Annotated in this window: 8 protein-coding genes; 4 read left to right on the forward strand and 4 right to left on the reverse strand. The window is 69.5% G+C overall.

Going from position 1 to position 22,562, the window contains the following annotated elements:
* The first annotated feature begins 125 nt into the window (after positions 1 to 125).
* Positions 126 to 3,605 (forward strand): indolepyruvate ferredoxin oxidoreductase family protein, encoded by a 3,480-nt coding sequence (locus FZ033_RS06400; protein WP_149575307.1) that lies wholly within the window; start codon positions 126 to 128, stop codon positions 3,603 to 3,605.
* Positions 3,606 to 3,655: 50 nt separating this feature from the next.
* Here the strand turns inward: FZ033_RS06400 and FZ033_RS06405 are convergent, their stop codons facing one another.
* Positions 3,656 to 4,555 carry a UTP--glucose-1-phosphate uridylyltransferase gene (locus tag FZ033_RS06405; RefSeq protein ID WP_149575308.1) on the reverse strand — a complete coding sequence of 300 codons (900 nt, stop codon included), beginning with the start codon at positions 4,553 to 4,555 and terminating at the stop codon, positions 3,656 to 3,658.
* A 515-nt stretch (positions 4,556 to 5,070) separates the two neighbouring features.
* Here FZ033_RS06405 and FZ033_RS06410 point away from each other — a divergent pair.
* Complete coding sequence (locus tag FZ033_RS06410; protein WP_149575309.1) at positions 5,071 to 6,414, forward strand: lytic murein transglycosylase; 1,344 nt, start codon at positions 5,071 to 5,073, stop codon at positions 6,412 to 6,414.
* 82 nt (positions 6,415 to 6,496) lie between these two features.
* On the opposite strand, the gene FZ033_RS06415 is transcribed toward FZ033_RS06410, so the two are convergent.
* From FZ033_RS06415 to FZ033_RS06425, 3 genes are all read right to left on the reverse strand, one after another.
* Entirely contained in the window at positions 6,497 to 7,762 is a 1,266-nt protein-coding gene (locus tag FZ033_RS06415) for a cytochrome P450 (protein ID WP_149575310.1), read from the reverse strand.
* Positions 7,746 to 9,488: a di-heme-cytochrome C peroxidase gene (locus FZ033_RS06420; protein WP_149575311.1), complete on the reverse strand. Its 1,743-nt coding sequence runs from the start codon at positions 9,486 to 9,488 to the stop codon at positions 7,746 to 7,748. The genes FZ033_RS06415 and FZ033_RS06420 overlap by 17 nt, the downstream gene beginning before the upstream one ends.
* A 256-nt stretch (positions 9,489 to 9,744) precedes the next feature.
* Complete coding sequence (locus tag FZ033_RS06425) at positions 9,745 to 10,935, reverse strand: helix-turn-helix transcriptional regulator (RefSeq protein WP_232847352.1); 1,191 nt, start codon at positions 10,933 to 10,935, stop codon at positions 9,745 to 9,747.
* 362 nt (positions 10,936 to 11,297) lie between these two features.
* Between FZ033_RS06425 and FZ033_RS06430 the strand changes: the two genes are divergently transcribed.
* Both FZ033_RS06430 and FZ033_RS06435 read left to right on the forward strand, forming a co-directional pair.
* On the forward strand, positions 11,298 to 12,791 hold the full coding sequence (locus FZ033_RS06430; protein ID WP_149575312.1) for a peroxidase family protein: 1,494 nt from the start codon (positions 11,298 to 11,300) through the stop codon (positions 12,789 to 12,791).
* A 520-nt stretch (positions 12,792 to 13,311) separates the two neighbouring features.
* Positions 13,312 to 22,554: a type I polyketide synthase gene (locus FZ033_RS06435; protein ID WP_149575313.1), complete on the forward strand. Its 9,243-nt coding sequence runs from the start codon at positions 13,312 to 13,314 to the stop codon at positions 22,552 to 22,554.
* The last annotated feature ends 8 nt before the right edge of the window (positions 22,555 to 22,562 follow it).

Below are 22,562 nucleotides of genomic sequence, written 5' to 3' on the forward strand. Positions count from 1 at the left end.
GGGCAATTTCGTTGCGCCTTGAGTTAGAACAACGAAATTGCGGGGTGCGACACTCCGTGCCAGCCTAAGGTCGAACGGCTGCGACGGCTGGACCCCGTCCGCGCCGCGCCCGCCTGGAGGCGCCCATGGCCCTGACGCCCGTCTCGCTCGACGACAAATACGACCTCACCCAGGACCGCGTCTTCGTCTCGGGGACGCAGGCGCTGGTGCGCCTCGCCCTGATGCAGAAGGAGCGCGACCGCCGCGCCGGCCTCAATACCGCAGGCTATGTCACCGGCTATCGCGGCTCGCCGCTGGGCGGGCTCGACCAGCAGTTCCTGCGCGCAGAAAAGATCCTGAAGGCCAACGACATCAAGTTCCAGTCCGGCCTCAACGAGGATCTGGCCGCCACCGCGCTCTGGGGCTCCCAGCAGGCCGAGCTGCGCGGCGAGGGTAAGTTCGATGGCGTGTTCGGCCTCTGGTACGGCAAGGGCCCGGGGGTCGACCGCTCCGGCGACGTGTTCCGCCATGCCAACAATGCAGGCACCTCCCGCCATGGCGGCGTGTTGGCCCTCATGGGCGACGACCACACCTGCGAAAGCTCCACCACCGCCCACCAGAGCGAATTCCATTTCGTCGACGTGATGATCCCCGTCCTCAACCCGGCCGGGGTGCAGGAGATCATCGACTACGGCCTCTACGGCTGGGCCCTGTCGCGCTTCTCCGGCACCTGGGTGGGCCTGAAGGCGGTGAAGGACACGATTGAATCCACCGGCATCGTCGACGGGCGGCTGGAGCGGGTGCGCATCGAGCCGGCGCTGGGCTTCCAGATGCCGCCGGGCGGCCTCAACATCCGCCTCGGCGACACCCCGCTGGCGCAGGAGGAGCGGGTCCAGGAATACAAGCGCGACGCGGTGCTGCACTTCCTGCGCGCCAATCGCCTTAATCGGTTCATCACCTCGGGCGGATCGCGGCCGCGCATCGGCATCGCCACCGTGGGCAAGTCCTACCTGGACGTGCGCCTCGCCCTGGACGAGCTGGGCATCGACGAGGTGCGCGCCAACGATCTCGGCCTGCGCATCTGGAAGGTGGCCTGCCCGTGGCCACTGGAGACGGAAGGGCTCAGGGAATTCGCCCGCGGCCTCGACCTCATCATGGTGGTGGAGGAAAAGCGCTCCCTCATCGAGGTGCAGGTGCGCGAGGAGCTGTACGGCACCGCCAACCAGCCCGTCTGCATCGGCAAGAAAGATGAAGAGGGCCGCTGGCTGTTCCCCGTGAAGGGAGCCCTCGACCCCAACGATATCGCTATCCAGCTCGGCCGCCGCCTGCTCGCCTATGGCGACATCCCGGACATCGCGGCCCGCGTCGCCGAGCTGGAGGAGGCCCAGCGGGTGCTCGCCGCCACCTCGGACGTGGCCACCCGCATCCCCTATTTCTGCTCCGGCTGCCCGCACAACACCTCGACGAAGGTGCCCGAGGGCATGCGCGCCTATGCCGGCATCGGCTGCCACTACATGGTGCAGTGGATGGACCGGGAGACCACCGGATTCACCCAGATGGGCGGCGAGGGCGCCAACTGGATCGGGGAATCCTCCTTCTCCAAGCGCCCCCACGTGTTCCAGAACCTGGGCGACGGCACCTACAACCATTCAGGCTATCTCGCCCTGCGCGCCGCCTGCGCCGCCAAGGTAAACGTCACCTACAAGATCCTGTTCAACGACGCGGTGGCCATGACCGGCGGCCAGAAGCACGACGGCGACCTCACCGTGCCGGTCATCGCCCGGCAGGTGGCGGCGGAGGGCGTCGAGCGGGTGGTGGTCGTCACCGACGAGCCGGACAAATATGCGCCGAACACCCACTGGCCCACCGGCCTCACCATCCACCACCGGGACGAGCTGGAGGCGGTGCAGCGCGAGCTGGCGGAAATCCCCGGCGTCACCGTGCTGATCTACGACCAGACCTGCGCCTCCGAGAAGCGCCGCCGCAGGAAGCGCGGCCAGTATCCGGACCCGGACAAGCGCGTTCTCATCAATGAGCGGGTGTGCGAGGGCTGCGGCGATTGCGGCGTGAAGTCCAACTGCGTCTCGGTGCAGCCGCTGGAGACCGAGTGGGGCCGCAAACGGGAGATCGACCAGTCGTCCTGCAACAAGGACTTCTCCTGCGTGAACGGCTTCTGCCCCTCCTTCGTCACCGTGAAGGGCGCCAAGCCCAAGAAGGTGGCGGGCGCCGCCGGGGCGGAGGGCGACTGGCCGGCGTTGCCGGAGCCGGCGCATCCTGAGATCCATGGCACCTACGGCATCATCGCCACGGGCGTGGGCGGCACCGGGGTGGTCACCATCGGCGCCATCCTCGGCATGGCGGCGCATCTGGAAGGCAAGGCCTGCGGCATGATCGACATGGCCGGCCTCGCCCAGAAGGGTGGCGCGGTCTACAGCCACATCCGCCTCGCCAACGACCCGGCCGACATCACCGCCATCCGCGTGCCGGCGCGCGGGGCGGACGTGGTGCTGGGCGGCGACCTGGTGGTGGCGGGCACCAAGAAGGTGCTGGCGGCGGTGAAGCCCGGCAAGACCATCGTGGTGGTGAATACCCACGAGGTGCTACCGGGCGATTTCACCCGCAATGCCGACTTTTCCCTGCCCACCGAGCGCATCAAGCGCACCATCCGCGATCTCGCGGGCAGCGAGATGACCCATTTCATCGAGGCCAGCCGCCTGGCCCAGGCCCTGTTCGGCAACGCCTTGGCGCAGAACATCTTCATGGTGGGCTACGCCTACCAGTTCGGCGCCCTGCCCCTGTCGGCGGAGGCCATCGAACGGGCCATCGAGCTGAACGGCGAGGCGGTGGCCATGAACAAGACCGCCTTCCTGTGGGGCCGCCGCGCCGCCCATGATCCCGCGGCGGTGGAGGCGGTGGCGACGCCCAAGGGCGAGATCGCCAGCGACGCCCGCCGCCTCTCGGCGAGCCTCGACGAGGTGATCGCGCGCCGCGTCGCCGAGCTGACCGCCTATCAGGATGCCGCCTATGGGCAGCGCTATGCCCGGATGGTGGAGAAGGTGCGTGCAGCCGAGGCGCAGAAGGCCCCAGGGCGGGGCGGACTGACCGAGGCGGTGGCGAAGAGCCTGTTCAAGCTCATGGCCTACAAGGACGAATACGAGGTCTCCCGACTCTATGCGGACGGCGCATTCCGCGCCCAGGCCGCCGCCGCCTTCGACGGGGATCTCACATTCGAGTTCCACCTCGCGCCGCCGCTGCTGGCCCGGCACGATCCCATCACCGGCGAGCCGCGCAAGATCACGCTGGGCCCCTGGATGATGCGGGCGTTCGGCCTGCTGGCGAAGCTGAAGGGGCTGCGCGGCACGCCGTTCGACCCGTTCGGCTACACCGCGGAGCGGCGCACCGAGCGGGCGCTGGTCGGTACCTATGAGAAGACGGTGGAGGAATTGATCGCCGGCCTCGACGGCGCGAGCCATGCCATTGCGGTCGCCATCGCGGCGCTGCCGGAGAAGATCCGCGGCTTCGGCCATGTGAAGGCGCGGCATCTGGCGGCGGTGCAGGCGGAGGAAACGGAGCTTCTCGCCCGCTTCCGCGCCCCGCCGCAGGCCCCCGCCGTGGCGGCGGAATAGGGGAAGAAGTTTCAGGGGCCGGACGCCGCCGGCCCCTGAAATGTCGGGACTCAGTTGCCGGCGAGGATCGCGTTCAGCTCGGCGCGGAACTCGCCCTCGATGTCCGGGCGGGACAGGGCATAGGCGACGTTGGCCATGAGGAAGCCGATCTTCGAGCCGCAATCGTAGATGCTGCCGTCGAAGCGCACCGCAAAGAAGGGGTCCGTCTCCTTCAGCTTCAGCATGGAATCGGTGAGCTGGATCTCGTTGCCCGCGCCTCGCTCCTGCTTGGCCAGAAGGTCGAAGATGGCCGGCTGCAGGATGTAGCGGCCGGAGATGGCGAGGTTGCTCGGCGCGGTGCCGGCCTTGGGCTTCTCCACCATTTCGGTGATGGCCCGGGCGCCCTTGCCCTTCTCCTCGCCCACGCCGACGATGCCATACTGGTGGGTCTGGTCGTCCGGCACCTCGTAGACCGCGACCAAATTGCCGCCGGTCTCGTTGTAGGCCTCCACCATGGAGCCGAGGCAGCCCTGGCCGTTGCCATTGCCTGCCTTGGGCATGTGCAGCATGTCGGGCAAAAGCAACGCGAACGGCTCGTCGCCGATGATCTCGCGGGCGCACCACACCGCATGGCCAAGGCCCAGCGGCAGCTGCTGGCGGGTGAAGGAGGTGGTGCCGGGCTTGGGCGTGTCGCGATCGAGCTGCGCCAGTTCCTTGGTCTTGCCGCGCTCCTCGAGGGTGCGCTCCAGCTCGAACTGCCGGTCGAAATGATCCTCGATCACCGCTTTGTTGCGGCCGGTGACGAACACGATGTGCTCGATGCCGGCGGCGCGCGCCTCGTCCACCACGTGCTGGACCACCGGGCGGTCCACGACGGTGAGCATTTCCTTCGGCACCGCCTTGGTGGCCGGTAGGAAGCGGGTGCCGAGACCCGCGACAGGAAGGATCGCCTTACGAATGGGTTGACGCATCAATTCTGCCCCTTCTTTCCCAAGCCGTCGGGTCTTGCAGAGCCGGCTCCGATCAGGTGGGCCCCACCGACCGGATCGGAGCCGCCTCTCCCCAGAATAGAGAACGCGGATGAGCCGGATTGCGATGCAGGCCGGCCAGCGTTTGCTCTAGCACACCGTCACAGGCCGCGCTGCATTGCAACTCGACCACGCTGCGCTGCACCAAATAAATCTGGGCATGGTAACCCGGCCGCAACAATCCCGGGGCACCAGCCGAATCCCCCGGCGCCACGGGCGGCTGGGATAAGACCGTCTCCTGCCGGCGATTTGGTGGCGGGGACGCCGATGGGGATACGCCGCGCCAGTCGGCTCCGGCACCTGCAGCGCGGTCGCGGGTAGCCCCGTCCCGTCCGGGGGCATCCACGGGAAACTTGCCATCCATTAACCGCGACGCAACCATATTGCCGCCCAGTAGAGGCCTATCGGTGAGGCGAGGCGGCGGCAGAAGGACGCGCGCCGGGGAGGAAAGCTTGGCAATGGCTCAAACGACCTGCATGCGTGCCCTGAAGGGTGCCCTCAAGGGCGCCTGCATCGCCGGGCTCGCGCTCGCGGCGGCGTCGCTGATCACGCCGGCACGGGCGCAGGCCCAGACCACGGGCTCCATCTTCGGCTTCCCGCCGCTGGGCCAGCCCCAGGCGGCCCCGGCGAACGGCGGCCATCCGCTGATGACGCCCCAGGCGCTGGCGGACGCCCAGGCCAACTTCCCCGCCTGCATCGCCAATTTGTGGCCGCTGGCCCAGTCCAAGGGCGTCTCGCAGCGGACCTTCCAGCGCTACACGGCCAACCTCGAACCCCAGATGAAAATCATGGAGTTCATGGACAGCCAGCCGGAATTCTCCAAGCCCATCGGCGCCTATGTGAACATGCTCGTCACCGAGACGCGTGTGAAGAAGGGCCGGGAGATCCTGGAGCGCTACAAGCCCATCTTCGACAGGATGGAAAAGGCCTATGGCGTGGACCGCTATGCGGTGACGGCCATCTGGGGCATCGAATCCACCTATGGCGACCCCGACGGCATCGGCCGGCGCAACGTGCTGGAATCCACCGCGACGCTCGCCTGCATCGGCCGGCGGCAGGACTATTTCCGCGACGAATTCATCGCCACCCTCCAGATCCTGGAAAAGGGCGACGTGCCCTATGACCACCTGAAGGGCTCGTGGGCCGGCGCGTTCGGCCCCACCCAGTTCATGCCCACCTCGTTCCAGCGCTTCGCCGTGGACTTCGACGGCGACGGCAAGCGCAACGTGGTGGATTCCATCCCCGACATCATCGCCTCCACCGCCAACAACCTGAAGCTGGACGGCTGGGAGTTCGGCAAGGCCTGGGGCTATGAGGTGGTGCTGCCGCAGGGCTTCGACTACCGCAACGCCAACCGCACCATCAAGCGCACGCTGGGCGAGTGGAACACCATGGGCCTGCGCCGGCCCACCGGCGTCGCCTTCCCCCGCGCCTCCGAGAGCGCCTACCTGCTGCTGCCCGCGGGTGCCAACGGGCCGGCGTTCCTGATGATGAAGAATTTCGACGCCATCCTGAAATACAACCCGGCCGACGCCTACGCCCTCGCCATCGGGCACCTGGCGGACCGGCTGCGCGGCGGCAACGCCTTCGCCCAGTCCTGGCCGAAGGAGGAGCGCGGCCTCTCCAAGGCCGAGCGGCAGGAGATCCAGTCCCGCCTCGCCCAGCGCGGCTACGACATCGGCAACGTGGACGGCATCCTCGGCCAGAAGACCCGCGTCGCCATCCAGGATTTCCAGTCTCGCGCCGGCATGGTGCCGGACGGCTATCCCGACCTCGACGTGCTGTCCCAGCTGCGGCGCTGAGGGGCGAGCCCCCTCCACCCGAAACGAAAAACCCGCCGGCGCAACCCGGCGGGTTTTTCTTTGGGTCACGTGCAGACCGCTCTCACCCCAGCCCGATGCGGTAGCTCTGGGGGAACGGGGTGCCGGCCATGTCCACCGGCGCCAGCGGCCGGGCGGCGGGGCGCTTCAGCACTCGCTTCACGATCTCCGGGATCATCACTCCGCCCACATAGCGGCCGAGGCACTCGTGGTGGCCGTAGCCGAAATGCAGGTAGGTGTGGAACGGCCGGTCGGGCCGGAACGCCTCCGGGTCCGGCACGAAGTCCGGGTCGAACATGGCGGAGAGGCTCAGCGGCAGCACCACCGTGCCCTTGCCGATCACCTTCTCCCGGTCGGTGCCCTGGGCGATGGTGATGGTGGAGGCCGCCTCGCGGAACATGAAGGCGACGATGGGCGAGAAGCGCAGCGCCTCCCACACATAGCCATCGAAGGCGGCGTCATCGCCCGCCTCCGCCGCTGCCCGCGCGCCGGCCAGCGCCTCGGGCCGGGCGAACAGCTCGGCCAGCGCGTTGATGACCGCTTCCGCCGTGGTCTCGATGGCGCCGATGAGCAGGCCGCCCACATTGATCACCACCCGGTCCATGCCGAAATGGTCGGCCGCCGGCAGGTTCAGGCTCAGGATGCGGGTCAGGCTGTCGTCGGGGGCGGTGCCGGCCTTGATTTCGGCGATGCGCGCCGGGATCAGCTGGGCGAACAGATTACGCAGCTTCACCCGCGAGTCTTCCGCCGCCTGGTGGATGGCGTCGGCGTCGGGGCGGTCGTCGTAGGGCAGGTTGTTGAACTGGTCCATCTGGTTGGCATAGGACCAGTCGAGCAGGTCCTGGTCCGGCCCATGGATACCGAAGCAGCGCTGCACGATGCGCATGGGCACGTGGCGGGCGAGCTGCTGCACCGCCTCGATCTCGCCGCCGGCCGCATCCAGCGCCGTGTCCGCCACCTCGGCCGCGACGGCGCGGATCTTGGGCAGGTCGTCGAAGGCGAGGATGGCGCGCATCACCGACTTGTCGCGGTAATTCACGATGGTCTCGTCCATGGCCAGCATGAAGTCGCCCATCTTGGGCTTGTAGAGATCCACCGTGAACACCTTCGGGATCGAGAGCACCTCGATCACGTCGGCGCGCCTGGCGACCAGCGTCACCTCGCTGGTCTCGTAGATGGGCGCGTGGGCGCGCAGCTCGGCGAAGAAGGCGCGCGCCTCGTTGGCGATGAAGTCGCGGGCGAGCGGCCAGCGCTCGACGGGGCGCAGGGCCGCGAGGCGGTCGAGCAAGGGCGTCGGCGCGGCCCCGTTGCCGTCAATGGCGGCGGACATCCGGCCCCTCCAGGATCTTGAGGTATTCGATGATGGCGTAGCGGTCGTCCGGCGAAAGCTTAGCCACCGAGGGGTCGGGGAAGCTGTGGCCCCGGTTGGAATTGCCCGCGAGGTTGGTGTCGAACAGGAACAGCCCCTCGCGCTCCTTCTCCGGCAGGGAATCGGGCGAGGAGACGAAGCCCAGCTTCTCGGTATCGAGCTGCCGCGAGCCCACATAGAAGCGGGCGGGCCGCTCCTCCTCGGGCGAGAGCAGGTCGTAGACGGTGGGCACCGAGCCGTTGTGCAGGAACGGCCCCGTCGCCCACACGCCGGCGAGCGGGCCGGCCTTGTAGCTCGCGGGCGTCAGCCAGCCGGACTGGGGCGTGGTGCTGCCGGGGGCGAAGCGCCAGCCGTACCATTGCTTGCGCGCATCGCCGGTGATGCCCTGGGCGCGCAGGTTGTTCTCGGTGATGACGCTCACCGCCGCCAGCAGCACGGCGCCGGCCGGTACCTGCCCGTCGGAGAGGTGCGGCGCGTTGGCCACCAGCGGGCCCAGAACGCCGGGCTTGGCGAAGCGGCCGGTGAAGTTGGTGAGCATCTTGGGGTCGGTCTTCACCTTGGCGATGTCCACCATGGAGACCGCCAGCCACTGCCGCCCGCCCTCGTTGTCCGCGGCGGGGGTGAGGCGATACTCGGGACCGCCATGGCAGCCGGAGCAATGGGCCTTGAACAGCTCGGCGCCGCGCTTCGCCTTGGCCGCGTCCACCTTGCCCAGCTCCTTTTCCGGCCACGGCGGCGGCTTCAGGTCCGCCACCCAGGCCTCCAGCGCCACCAGATTGTCGGGCAGCGCGGTGGAGGCGAAGGCGGCGGGATTGCCGTTGGCGAAGCTGGTGTGGCCGAACACGCCCAGCACCTCGCCCAGGTTGCGCCCGAGCGGATTGCCGGCAACGCCGTTCCACTGCACGTAGCGCTGGGCCGGGGTGGTCCACAGGAAGGGATAGCTCACCGGCGCGTCGGGCATGCGGAAGTTGGCGGGCTCGCCCAGCGCGTCGGCGGCCACCGCGTTGAGGATGTGGCCGAAAGCGTCGAGCCGGCCGCGCCCGTAGGGCACCGGGGTCCAGGACGCGGCCTCCAGCCGGCGGATCTCGGCGGCGGTGGCCTCCAGCGCCGGGCGGATCTGCTTGGGATCGGCGGCCACGAGGCGCGCGGCGAAGCGCTGGTACTTGGCGGGATCGGCCAGAGTATTGTCCAGGGCGCGGCTCAGCCGCTTCATGAACAGCTGGTAGTCGGCAAGGGCGGCGCCGCCGTCGATGCGGATACGCACGCCGTTCGCCTCGACGTCGGAGGTATGGCAGGCGGCGCAGGTCATGCCCACGCTGGGGCCCATGGTCCCGCCGCCGGGCCGCGGGTCCTTCACGAAGCCGATGGGTAGGCTGTCCGGATTGAGCTGCGAGGGACCGTCCGCCGGCAGGAAGCCCATCTCGGCAATGTGCGTCGGATCGAGGAAGGGCTTGTCGGACAGCGGCTGTTCCAGCGCCCGAAGGAACACGTAGGGCAGCAGCTGCGAACCTTGCGAGGTATAATAAAACTGCTCGCGCAGGCTGTCCGACCAGCCCTGGTCGAGCACCTTCGGCGGCCCAGCCTGCTCCACGGCCTGCCGCCGCGACATGATCGCGTCGGTGGCCGCCGCAAGGCCCAGAAAGCCCGCGACACCCGCGAGCACGAAGAGACCCTTTCGCCCCAGCATTTTCTCCCCCAAAGCTTGTTGCGGGTCTTCAAGCGCCCGCACATGCGCCGGTCCGAAGCGGATGCTTCACCCCCGTGAAGCCTCGGCTCGGCCGGCGCAGGATGTCCGCAATCGAGACCGGCGTCAGCTGCCGATCGCCCTCTCACGTCAAGAAACGAGAACGCTTTCTCCGACCAACTCGCGGCGCAAGGTGACCGGCGCGTTCTCCAAGCCTTGCTCCAAAACTCGCGCGCTCGCATGTCAGGCGAGCGACAGCTCACGCGTCCTTCCGCCGGAAGTCTTCCGGCAGAAGGCTTGCTCCGCCCTCGCTCACACCAGCGACAGGTCGAGGCTCTCGCGCAGGCGGGCCACCAGCTCGCCCTGGCGGTTGGTGTCGGTCTTCTCGTACAGCGCCTTCAGTTGGCTGCGCACCGTGGACATGGCCACACTGCGCTTGTTGGGCGAAATCGGCGAGCGAGGCCCCCACCGCCAGCGCCGCGCCCAGCGCCGCCTCCGACGGGGTGAGGCGGAAGGTGGTTTGCAGCCGGCGCGCCACGTCAGTGCCGCTGCGGCCCGGCGCCCGCACCACCACCGCGATCTGCGAACGGGTGGCGAGCTTCACGTTGCCCGTGCCCGCGGGCAGCGGATGCAGCGACACCCGGTAGGGACCGCTGTCGGAATTGGGGCGCGACACTTCCATGTGCTCGGCATGGGGCAGGCTGGCCTCGCCCCGGGCCGCGGCCAGCGCCAGCGCCACCGCCGCCGCCACCTGCCGCGAGGCGCGGTCGTCGCGGAAGGCGAGCTTGCCGCCGCGCAGGGCGATGTCGCCCTCCTTCACCATGGCGTCGCCCGCCACGTTGACGTGGGCGACGCGCATGTCCCCATCCACCAGGAAGATGCCGGCATCGACGATATCGAGGGCGGCGGCGATGTCGCCCACCTTGGCCTTCGCCTCGTCGAGCAGCGCGTAGAGTTCGAACGCCCGGCGCAGGTGCGGCACCACCAGGCCCAGCTTCTGCTTCTCGGGTGCGCCGAACGCCCCCTGCCCCCGGCCGCGCATGGCGCACACGGTGGCCATCACGTCCGCCTCCTGGGCGAAGTAGGAGACCAGCGAATGTTCCAGGTCCATGGGCTCCACCACCTCGCGGAACATGGCGGAGGCGCGGAACTGGTCGGGGTCCACCCCGTCCTCGCCGCAGATGATGCGGCCGGGATTGGAGAGGATGTACGACAGGCGGGGGTCTTCCGTCGCGTGGCGGTAGAGGAAGGTCTTGTAGTCCTGCGGGTCATGGCCCCACACGCGCCAGGTGGGCTTGCGCTGCTGCTTGAGGCTGAACACCGCCAACTGGCCGACGCGGCCATCCACGAAGCGTGTCACGCCCTCCAGCAGGATGCCCCACTGCTGGGGATCGCCGCTGAGTTCGTACACGTCGCCGATGAGGCGGGAATATTGATCGAGATCGCCCATGTCCGTCCCATTTCCGCGCATCGCCACGGCCGGCCGGGCCGGTGGGACGACACGCTCAGATCCGATGGACCGCCGTGGCTCATCCCCGCGAGAGCCGTGGCGCGCTGGCGCCCTCGATCCCGCCGACCGGCAGGGAAGAGGACGAACGGTGGCGCCCGAGACGCCACCCGATGCCGCAGTCGCCGGAGCGGTCACGCTCCTTGATCGCAGCATTGCACAACCGTCTCAGGCTGCAAGACGGCCGATGGGTGGGTCATCCCCCATTCGCGGGATGCTGCCCCTTGCGGCTTCATGCTGCCCTAAGCGGGAAGGGCAAGGGCGCCGGCAACAGCGTGAAGAACCGAATGACATTTGGAAGGTCCATGGAAATGTGTGCGGGGGGAGAGGATCCGCGCCCGTCGCTCCGCGAGGCGATCGGGGAGCGCGTGCGCGCCCTGGCGCTGGAATCGGGCGCCCGCCCCGCCGATCACGGCTTCGGCTTCATGTTTCCCGCCCTGTGCGGGCCGGCCCATCGCCTGGCGCCGGAGCCGCGCACCCTGAACAATCTCGCGCGCTTGGCCTCGGTCATGGCCGAGCCGCAGGACATGCTTCAGGACAGCCCGCCGCCGCCGCGCGTCCGGTCGGCCGGCGATGGCGATTTGCCCGCCGCCTATACCTATCTGGTCGAGTTCCTGCGCAACGATCTGGTCTGGGAACGCCGGACGCCGGACGAGGCGGGCCTCGGCCCGGACGCCTTCGCGCCGCTGCCGTCCCTCGCCGGCCTGCTGAACCGGCGCTCGGGTGGGCTCGACCTCGACAGCGTCTATGATGCGCCGCGCGACCCCCAAGCGGTGCGCCGCATGCTGGTCGGCACCGTGTCGCCCAAGCCGAACGGCTGCCCCCATGGTCGCCCGCCGCGTGCCGGCGTGGCCAACGACCTGCCGCGCCATCCGCGCAGCTCCGAGCCCGGCCGCGACCGCGCCCCGCGCATGAGCGATGCCCGCAACGACGATCACCTCATCCTCGGGCAGCTGCACGTGGCCTTTCTCAAGGCGCACAACGCCCTCATCGGCTCCGGCCTGTCGTTCGAGGCGGCGCGGCGCGCGCTGCGGCGCCGCTTCCAGTGGATGGTGCTGTTCGACCTGCTGCCGAAGCTCTGCGCGCCCGACGTTCTCGAAAACGTGATGGCGGAAGGCCCGCGCATGTGGCGGGTGGAGCGGCCCGCCGCCCTGTTCATGCCGGTGGAATTGTCCGCCGCCGCCTTGGTGCTGGCCCCGTCCATGCGGCGGGCGAGCTACGACTACAACGTCCATTTCCGCAACGTAGAGCGCGGCGCGCTGGCGACGCGGAGCGTGCTGGGCGGCGGCCGCGACCGGCCGGAGACCCTGCCCGAACACCATGTGATTTCCTGGGAGGGCTTCCTGCCGTTCGCCGCCGAGGCCCCGCAGCGGACGCGGCGGCTCGACACCGTCATCTCCGGCGCGCCGGAGAGTGCGCAGGCGCTCGCCACCCACCACCTGCTGCGCGGCTTCCGTCTCGGCCTGCCGACAGGACAGGCGCTGGCACGGCACCTGGGCCTCAAGCCCCTGAAGGACGACACCCTGCTCGCCGCCCTGCCGGACCACCAGCGCGTCGCCGCCCTGCCGTTCTGCGAGGCGACGCCCTTGTGGTTCTACATCCTGGCGGAGGCCGGAAATCCCGAGGGTCCCGCCGGCCGGCATCTCGGCCCGGTGGGCAGCCGGATCGTGGCCGAGGCCCTGTGGACCCTGGCGCTCCATTCGGACGCGTCCATCCTGTCGCCGGGCGGCCTGCCCGACTTCGCGCGCTTCTCCCTGAGCGACCTGATCCTGCTCGCCGCAGAAGAAGACGGGCGCTAGAGCGTTTTCGCGCGAAGCGGATACAGGTTCGCGCGAAGAAACCGCATCAAAACAAAACTCTAGAGCGATTGCCGTGACCCAATGCAAACGGGAAACGCTCTAGAAGTCGATTCACCGATCAGATCGAACCACCCTGATCAGCGAATCACCCTCACATTTGAATAAAGAGCGCGCACCCCGGGGATAGGCCCCGGAGCCGCCCCCGCGCCGAGGGCGCGAAGGGGCCGGGGGGAGCCGGCAGCCGAGCTGCCGGCCGACCTCTTGGTCGGGGCGCGCGCAACCGGTCTACCTCAAGTTGCAGCGCATCATGGGAGAAGCCCGAACCGGGCTTGCGGCCCTAACCGAGTGTGGCGGGAATTCTGAAAAAGCCCAAGCAAAACCCGGTAGGATGGTGCCTCAACCTGCTTAACTTACGGGCATCTACTTGGAATTTGCGTGAACTTAAAAGAAATGACGTGACAGCTCCGCGTCGGTACGCATAGGTTGCGTTGCGGCAATTCTGCGGAAGAGGGCGCTTCCCATGGATAGCTTAGATCTTCTCGATGGTCAGGCGCGGGTGGTCGGAAACGGCCTTGGTCAAGAACCCGAAGCTGTTGCGGTCATCGGAATCGGCTGTCGTTTCCCAGGTGGTATCACGAGCGCGGAAGGGTATTGGTCCTTCCTGCTGGGCAAACGATGCGGTATCCGCGAAATACCGGCGGATCGCTGGAACCTTCGCAACTATTATGATCCGGACCCCGAGAGCGCCGGGCGCTCCTATTCCAAGTGGGGCGGATTTCTTTCAGGCGACGTCTTCAATTTCGATCCGGCCTTCTTCGACATGGCCCCGCGCGAGGTCATGTCCATGGATCCCCAGCAGCGCCTGCTGCTGCAGGTGGCCTATGAATCCATCGAGGATTCGGGCGTGCCGCTGCGCACCCTGCAGCGCCAGCGCGCCGGCGTCTTCGTCGGCATCTCCACCTCGGACTTCAGCTACAGCCAACGCTATCGGCGGGTCGCCACCGACATCTTCGCCGGCACCGGCTCGGCCTATTCCATCGCCGCGAACCGCATCTCCCACCGGCTCGACCTGAAGGGGCCGAGCATCGCGCTCGACACCGCCTGCTCGTCGGCCCTGGTGGCGGTGGACGAGGCCATGCGCCACCTGACCATGGGCACCTGCGACGTGGCCCTGGCCGGCGGCGTCAACATGATGCTGGACCCCGGCCCGTTCGTGGCCTTCGCCAGCGCCAACATGCTGTCGGCCACCGGCAGGATCTATACGTTCGACGCCCGCGCCGACGGCTTCGTGCGCGGCGAGGGTTGCGGCATCGTCGTGCTGAAGCCGCTGGCCCGCGCCGTGGCGGATGGCGACCGCATCTATTCGGTGATCCGCGGCTCGGCAGTGAACCAGGACGGCCGCACCCCCACCCTCACCGCCCCCAGCGACGTGGCCCAGACCGCCATGCTGGAAAGCCTGGTGGCCCTTGCCAACCTCGACCCCGAGGACGTGGGCTACGTGGAGGCGCACGGCACCGGCACGCCGGTGGGCGACCCCATCGAGGCGAGCGCCATCGGTCGCGTGTTCGGCGCCGGCCGCGTGGACCGCCCGCTGCTGGTGGGCTCGTTCAAACCCAATCTCGGCCATCTGGAATCCGCCTCCGGCGTGGCCGGCCTCATCAAGATCGTGCTGTCCACCCATCACGGCATCGTGCCGCCCAACCTCAATTTCGAGACCCCCAACCCGACCATCCCGTTCGACGCGCTGGGCCTTTCGGTACCGGTGGAGCCCACCCCCTATTCGAGCGAGCACGACGTGCGGCTCGCGGTGGTGAATTCCTTCGGCTTCGGCGGCACCAACGCCTCGGTGGTGGTGGAAAGCTTCCATGGCGGCAAGCGGCCCCGCGCCGACATGCGCGCCGACTTGCGCGCCCGGCCGGTGCCGGCCGAAGGCCCGGTGTTCATCCCGGTCTCGGCCAACGGCAAGGCGGGCCTCAGCCTGTGGGCGGAAGAACTGGCCGACGCGGTGGACGAGGGCGGCGCGCTCGGCGCGGTCCCCTACGAGACCCTGGCCAGCGCCCTCAAGACCAGCCGCGACCACCTCACCGAACGGGCGGCGATCCTCGCCGACCCGCAGGCACAGGATCTGCCGCTGAAGCTGCGCACCCTCGCGCTGGGCGCCGACGCACCGGCCAACGAGGCCATCGCGCCCTATATCATCACCGGCCGCGCCAAGCCGCGGCGCCTCGCCTTCACCTTCTCGGGCCAGGGCGGCCAGTGGTGGGCCATGGCCCGCAAGCTGCTCACCGAGGACAAGACCTACCGCGCCTTCGTCGAGACCTTCGACGAGGTACTGAAGCCCCATACCGGCTGGTCGGTGATCGAGGAGATCACCCGCGACGAGGCCACCACCCGCATCAACGACGCGGACGTGACCCAGGCCGCCATCTTCTCCAACCAGGTGGGCCTCTACCGCATGTGGCGGGAGCGCGGGCTCACCCCGGAACTGCTGGTAGGCCACAGCTTCGGCGAGGTGGCGGCAACCCATATCGCCGGCTGCATCGACCTCGATACCTGCGCCCGGATCATCTATCACCGCGGCCTCATCCCCCACGGCAGCACGCGGCGCGGCGCCATGGCGACGCTCGGCGTCACCTACGACCAGATCGCCCCCCTGCTGCCGGACGACGGCAGCGTGGTGGTTGCCGCCTTCAACGGCCCCACCGCCCAGACCATCTCCGGCATGGAAGCGCCGGTGGTGGCGCTGCTGGAGGAGGTGAAGCGGCTCTATCCGGATGTCACCGCCCGCCGCCTCACCATGGATTTCGGCTGGCATTCGCCCCACCTCGACGATTGCGAGGCGAAGTTCCGCGAAGGCCTCGGCGAGATTTCCTGGAAGCCGCCGTCCTTCCCCATCGTCTCCACCGTCACCGGCATGCTGGAGACCTGCTTCGGCAGCGAATACTGGTGGCAGAACCTGCGCCAGGCCGTGAGCTACAAGAAGGCCATCGACTTCTGCCTGGATCTGGGCATCGACGCCTTCCTGGAACTGGGGCCGCACCGCACCGTCACCCCGCTGATCCACGGCATTGCCCAGGAGCGCAACGCCTCCGTGGTGGCCGTGTCCTCGCTGGAACGGCAGGGCGACGACCGCCTCGTGATGGCCCGCTCCATGGCGAGCCTCTATGTAAACGGCGTGTCCTTCGACTGGAGCGAGAGCGACGCTGGTGCCGAAGAGCACCTGCCCCTGCCGCGCCGGCCCTGGGTCAACGAGCGCCTGGTGCAGCTGCCGCTGGAAGCCCGGCAATTCCTGTTCGACGGCGACCGCCATCCGCTGCTGGGCTGGCGCGAGATCGGGCCGGATCCGGCCTGGACCAACGAGATCACCCTCAAGAGCGCCAAATATCTCGCCGACCACCGGCCCGGCGGGGACTGCCTGTTCCCCACCGTCGGCTATGTGGAGATGATGGCGGGCGCCCTGCGCGCGCTGTTCGGCGAGGCTCCGGTGGAGCTGCGCGACTTCCGCATCTACGAGGCCCTGTCCATCGGCGGCGACGACGTGGTGCTGTTGCGCACCACTTATGATCACACCACCAGCCGTCTGCGCATCTCCTCCATGAAGCGCGATACCGATGAGGACTGGCGGCTGCGCGTGGAGGCCTACGGCTGGCAACATGCCTTCGCCGTGCCCCCCGCCAGCTTCGACCCGGCCATCCTTGCGACCCGTCCGGCCATCGAGCGCGAGGATTTCTACCGCCTCACCGCCCGCCACGGTCTCGACTACGGCCCGACCTTCCAGGCGGTGGAGGCCCTGTGGCTCGCCGGGCCGCGCCACGCGGTGGCGCGCATCTCCAGCGCCGACGCGGCCAAGCGCGACGGCTTCATCGCCTTCCCCGGCCTGTTCGACAGCGTGCTCCAGGCCGGCCTGGTGGTGGAGGACGTGGACCTGGGCCTGTGGATCCCCGGCGAACCGCTCCCCGACGAGGAGAGCGTCGCCGGCAAGTACAAGCTCATGCTGCCGGTGGGCATCCGCAAGGTGATGGTGGCGGGCCCCCTGCCGCCGGAGGTCATCTGCGAATTCTTCACCGATCCCGCCGACGACACCGGCATCTACCGTGTCTATGCGCTGGACGGCACGCCGCTGCTCTCGGTGGAGAACCTCAAGGTCAAGACCCTCGGCGCCCTGAAGGCGAACGCCAATGACGGCGGCACCGTGGTGATCGAGGAGACCTTCGAGACCGTGGTGCCCAAGGCCGACACCCCGGTGCGGCTCGGCCGCTGGCTGGTACTGTCGGGCGATCCGGCGACCACCGAGCCGCTCGCCTCCGCCCTCGTGGCATCGGGCGCTGTGGTCGAAACCCTGGCGCCGGATATCTTCACCGCCATGAAGGCGGAAGACGCCACCCGATTGATCGAGCAGCGCCTTGCCGCGCCCGAGGGCCTCACCGGCATCGTCTATGCGGCGACGGCGGGGGTCGAGCTGGGACCTGAGGCGGAGCTGTCCACCGAGCGCCTGGTGGCGGCGGTGGAAGCGGCCTCCTTCGGCCTCGTCACGGTGGGCCAGGTGCTGGACCGCCTGCGCACCGCGCCCAGCCGGCCGGCCCTCGTGGTGGTCGGCCGCGCCAGCCGCCTGATCCCCGGCGACGGACCCATGGCGACGGAAGGCCTCGCCGATTCCGCCCTGCTCGGCCTGTCGCGGACGCTCGCCAACGAGTGCCCGGAATTCGCCATCCGCCATGTGGACGCGGACGCCGCCGCCTTCAGCGAGGGCATGGCCCTCGCCCAGGCAGTGCTGGAAGAGAGCGACGAGGCGGAAATCATCCTGCGCGGTACCGAACGGACCGTGCCGCGCCTGCGGCAAGGCCCGCTCAACGGCCTCGCGCCGCGCCGGCGCACCATCGCCAAGGGCTCCGACCCCGCCAACTTCACCGTGACGATGACCAACCCCGGCCTCATCGACAACGTGGTGGTGCGCGAGTGCCCCAACCCCACCCCCAAGGCGGGCGAGGTGGTGGTGGAAGTGGCGGCCGTGGGCCTCAACTTCCGCGACATCATGGCGGCAACCGGCATCCTGCCGGACGAGGCGGAGGGCGAAGGCGCCTGGTGGCGCAATCTCGGCCTGGAATTTGCCGGCACCGTGCGCTCGACGGGTGAAGGCATCGCCGGCTTCAAGCCCGGCGACCGGGTGATGGGCATGGGCAAGGGCTTCCTGCGCCGGTTCGCCGCCGCCGACGCCCGCTTCCTCATGCATGTGCCCGACGACGTGGCGCTGGAAGACGCGGCCACCCTACCGGCCGCCTTCATGACCGCCCATTATTCGCTGGTGGACATCGGCCGCCTCGAACCCGACGAGAAGGTGCTGGTGCATCTCGCCACCGGCGGCGTGGGCCTTGCCGCCATCCAGGTGGCGCGGGACATCGGCGCCGAGATCCTGGCCTCCGCCGGCTCCGACACCAAGCGCAATTTCCTGCGCGACCTCGGCATCACCCATGTGATGAACTCGCGCAGCCTCGAATTCTCCGAGGGCGTGCGGGCCGCCACCGGCGGGCGGGGCGTGGACGTGGTGCTGAACGCCCTGTCGGGCGCCGGCATCGACAAGGGGCTGGAGTGCCTTGCGCCCTTCGGCCGCTTCGTGGAGATCGGCAAGCGCGATCTCGCCCAGGACAAGCCCATCGGGCTGAAGTCGCTCTATTACAACAACTCCTATTCGGTCATCGACCTCTCCACCATCGCCGACGAGCGCCCCGCGCGCCTGTCGTCTTTGCTGCGGGCTGTGGAGGCCAAGGTGGCGCAGGGCCTGTACCGGCCGCTGGTGGCCACCCGCTTCCCGGTGTCCCGGGCGGCGGAGGCCATGCGCCTGTTCTCCAAGGCGCAGCATCTGGGCAAGGTGGTGCTCACCTTCGACGAGCCCGCCATCGAAGTGGAAGTCGACCTGAACCAGCCCATGCGCTTCTCGGGGGAGGCAAGCTACCTCGTCACCGGCGGCCTGCGCGGCTTCGGCGTGGCGGTGGCGGACTTCCTCAGCCGGCAGGGCGCCGGGCGGTTGCTGCTGTGCGGCCGCAACGGCACCCCCGACGCGGACTCCGAGCCCGTCCTCGCCGCCATCGCGGCGCGCGGTACTGAAGTGGTGCCCATCGCCCTCGACGTGACGGACGCTGACGCCGTGGATGCGCTGATCGCCGCCCACGCCAAATCCGACAAGCCGCTCAAGGGCATCGTCCACGGCGCGGCGGTGATCCAGGACGGCTTCGTCAGCCAGCTCGACGAGGGCCAGATCTCCCGCGTCATCCGTCCCAAGGCTGGCGGCGCCTGGAGCCTCCACCGCGCGGTGACCCGGCACGGGGCGGACCTCGACTTCTTCGTCAGCTTCTCGTCGCTGGCGCAGGTCATCGGCAGCCCCGGCCAGGCCAATTACACGGCGGCCAATTCCGTGCTCAACGGCATGGGCTCGTTCCGCAAGAGCCGGGGCCTTGCCGGCTCGGCGGCGGCCTGGGGCTCCATCGCCGGCTCGGGCTTCGTCGCCCGTTCGGAGGCGCTGGGCAATTATCTCGAGAGCATCGGCATGAAGCCGGTGCCGGACACGGAGGCCGCGGCCTCCCTCGGCACGCTGCTGCGCGCCGAGGACGAGAACCTCGGCTTCGCCCGTGCGGACTGGGCGGCCATCTCCCGGGCCCTGGCGCGCACCGCCGGAACCGCCCGCGTGAAGCCGCTGCTCGCCCAGCGCACCGGCGGTCGCTCGCGCATCCAGGCTGAGCTGCTCGCCGCCCCGCGCGAGGCATGGGACGGCCTTTTGGCCGACCTCATCCGTGGCGAGGTGGCGAAGGTGCTGAAGGTGTCGCCCAACGACATCCCCTCCGACCGCCGCCTGTCGGAACTCGGCCTCGACTCCTTGTCCTCGTTCGAGCTGAAGAACCGCATCGAGGCCCATGTGGATGTGAACATCCCGGTGGCCAAGTTCCTCCAGACCCCAACCGTCACCGGCCTCTCCGGCGTGGTGGCCGCCACCTTCGAGGCGACACAGAAGGCCCGGGCCGCCACGGCCGCGGCGCTGGCCGACGGCGGCAGCGATGCCGGCGGCACGGGCGGCGGCGCGGTGTTCCGTCCGCTGGTGCGGCAGGAGGCGGTCATCGCCCTCTCCGGCCGGCCCATGACCTCCCCGGTCACCCGGGCGGCGCTGGAGGTCTCAGCCTCCCGCGCCGTCGATGCCGGGCTCGATTTCGAGACGCTGGCGCAGGCGCTCGCCGCCCTCGCCTTGGCCGAGGACGCCCTCAAGCTCACCGGCACGGCCGCAGGCGAGATCGTTGCGGGCGAGGCCCCCGACCTTGAGTGGATCACCGACGCCTCCGGCCTTGCCCCGGTCACCCAGCCGGGTCCGCTGTGGCGGTTCGGCATCTCCAAGGCGGCGGACGGCGCCCTCACGCTCCATGCGCGGGCCCACCGCGCGGCGGCGGATTCCCTGTCCCCCCATCTCGCGCTCGCCGCCCTCGTGGCGGCGGCAGATACGACGCCCGCGCCGGGCACGCCGTTTGCCGCCTTCGCTGCGACCGAGCGGCCGGCGGATGGCTCCATGGCCCTGGCCGGGCACATGGCCTTCTGGAAGGAAATGCTGCGCACGCCGCCCAAAGCCCTGCCGAGCCTTGGCCGCACCCTGGCGTCGGCGCCCACGGGCTTCGGCCTCAATCGCGGCGCGGTGGGCCATTTCGACGCCACCCTGGCCGTCCCAGGCTTCGACGTGCTCGCCGCGCCGGACCAGGAAGCGCTCCTCGCCGCCGCGCTGGGCCGTGCGCTGGCTGCCGGCTTCGGCATCGAGCGGGCGCTGGTGGAATGCCATGACCCGGCCCGGCGGGCGGTCCCCGCCGCCCTGATCGGACCCGTGGGTTCAGGCGTGCCGCTGCTGCTGGACCGCCTGGACGCCCCCGCCGACTGGCTGATCCGGCGGGCGCGCCAGCGCCTTGCCGCCGCGCGCAGCCACCGGGCGCTGGACACGGCGGCCGTGGAAGCCCTTTTGGCGGACCGCCTCAACACCTCCGGCGCAGCGCTCCGGCAGGTGGGCTTATCCTTCATCGACGCCGACGGCGCGGCCCGGGCCAAGGCCCTCGGCATCGCCGAGCCCCTGGCGGCCCTCACCGATCCGTTCAACGAGCTTCGGCTCGACGCGGTGGCGGACGGCGCCGGCCTCAGGCTGCGGCTCGCCCTCGACACCGCCGCCTTCCCCGCCGAGGCCGGGCGCGCCCTCCTCGATGCCATCGCCACCGCCGTATCGGAACTGTCCGGCACCCCGGCGGCGGTCATCGAGGCCGCCTGGCACGCACCGCACATCACGGCGCGTCCCGTCGTCGTACCCGCCGCACCGCCGGTGGCGGCTCCCACCCCCCCGCCCGCGCCGGTGCAAAGCAACGGCGAGCGCGAGGTTCCGGTCTCCCTCAAGCAGGGCATGCTGCTGCGCGCCCTCATGAAGAGCGAGACCAACCACGCCTATCGGGTGTCCTGGACCATCGGCCGCGCCTTCCGCATCTCCCCGCGCGCCGACATCGATCGCATGCGCCGCGCGCTCATGCTGGTGGAGCAGCGCCAGGAGGCCCTGCGCACCCGCTTCGTGGTGGGGGACGACGGCGTTCCGCGCGCCTTCATCGTCCCGCCCGGCGAGCCGTCCATGGCGGTGGAGGACATGCCCGGCGCGGATGCCGCCGAGGTGGATGCGCGCATCGCCGCCCTGCTGGAGGACGAGTTCGACCCGTTCACCAACCCGCCCTATCGCATCACCGTGCTGCGCGGCGCGGCCGATGGCGATGTGGTCATGGCGCACGGCTACCATACGGTGTTCGACGGCTGGTCACTGGGCGTGTTCGTGGAAGAGCTGTTCCAGGCCTTCCTGGGCATTCCCCTGCCGCCCGCCGAAATGGGCGTCGAGGAGTATGTGCGCGAGTTCGAACGGGCGCTGGACCCGGCCTTCATGGCCGAGCGCGATGCCTATCTGCGCACTCTCTACGGGGACAACCCGCCCCAGCTGCCGAACTTCGGCCGCAAGGCGAAGGGCCTGGCCCCCAACCTCGACCTGACCAACGGCGGACCGGGGGCGGAGATGTTCGCCTTCCTCAGCCCCGCCGGCCAGGACCGGGTGCAGACCCGGGCCCGCGCCGCCGGCGTCACCGAGACTGCCCTCTTGATCGCCGCCTACACCCAGACCCTCGCCGCCCAGGGCGGTGTGGACGACGTGATCGCCGGCGTGGCGGCGGCCATGCGCACCGACCGGCGGCTCACCAGCCTCATCAGCTGGGTGGCCGGCACCACCCTGCTGCGGGCGCCGACGCGCGCCATGCCGAAGCTGGAGACGCTGGCGGCCCATCTGTCCGAACAGCTCAACCAGTCCCTGCCCTACGTGCCGTTCGAATACGCCTGCGCGGACGGGCCGGTGCATGACGAGCTGGTGGCCAAGGGCTCCTACTTCTCGCTCTACTACACCGGCATGCAGACGCCGGACCGCTTCGCCCGGGGGGCTACCACCTCCGCGCTGCAGCGGCAGGGCAAGGCGGAGGAGCTGGATCTCGGCCTCATCAAGGTGGCGCCGCTCTCGGCGAAGCTGTCGCGCTATGCCATCAACGAGATCGACCTGCGGTCCTTCCAGAGCGCGGACGGCCTCGCCTACCGCATCGGCTTCGACCTGACCGCCTTGACGCGGTCCGAGGGCCGGGGCTTCCTTGAGGAGGTGATAGACCGCATGGGCGTCGGCCCCGATGGGGTGGCCTCCATCGTGGATACCGACGCGGAGGAGGAGACCGCGTGAGCAAGGCA

The organism is Xanthobacter oligotrophicus (assembly GCF_008364685.1).
GTDB lineage: Bacteria > Pseudomonadota > Alphaproteobacteria > Rhizobiales > Xanthobacteraceae > Xanthobacter > Xanthobacter oligotrophicus.

Coding starts and splice junctions, on each gene's coding strand:
- FZ033_RS06400 (WP_149575307.1), top strand. CDS start 126: ATGGCCCTGACGCCCGTCTCGCTCGACGACAAATACGACCTCACCCAG.
- FZ033_RS06405 (WP_149575308.1), bottom strand. CDS start 4,555: ATGCGTCAACCCATTCGTAAGGCGATCCTTCCTGTCGCGGGTCTCGGC.
- FZ033_RS06410 (WP_149575309.1), top strand. CDS start 5,071: ATGGCTCAAACGACCTGCATGCGTGCCCTGAAGGGTGCCCTCAAGGGC.
- FZ033_RS06415 (WP_149575310.1), bottom strand. CDS start 7,762: ATGTCCGCCGCCATTGACGGCAACGGGGCCGCGCCGACGCCCTTGCTC.
- FZ033_RS06420 (WP_149575311.1), bottom strand. CDS start 9,488: ATGCTGGGGCGAAAGGGTCTCTTCGTGCTCGCGGGTGTCGCGGGCTTT.
- FZ033_RS06425 (WP_232847352.1), bottom strand. CDS start 10,935: ATGGGCGATCTCGATCAATATTCCCGCCTCATCGGCGACGTGTACGAA.
- FZ033_RS06430 (WP_149575312.1), top strand. CDS start 11,298: ATGGAAATGTGTGCGGGGGGAGAGGATCCGCGCCCGTCGCTCCGCGAG.
- FZ033_RS06435 (WP_149575313.1), top strand. CDS start 13,312: ATGGATAGCTTAGATCTTCTCGATGGTCAGGCGCGGGTGGTCGGAAAC.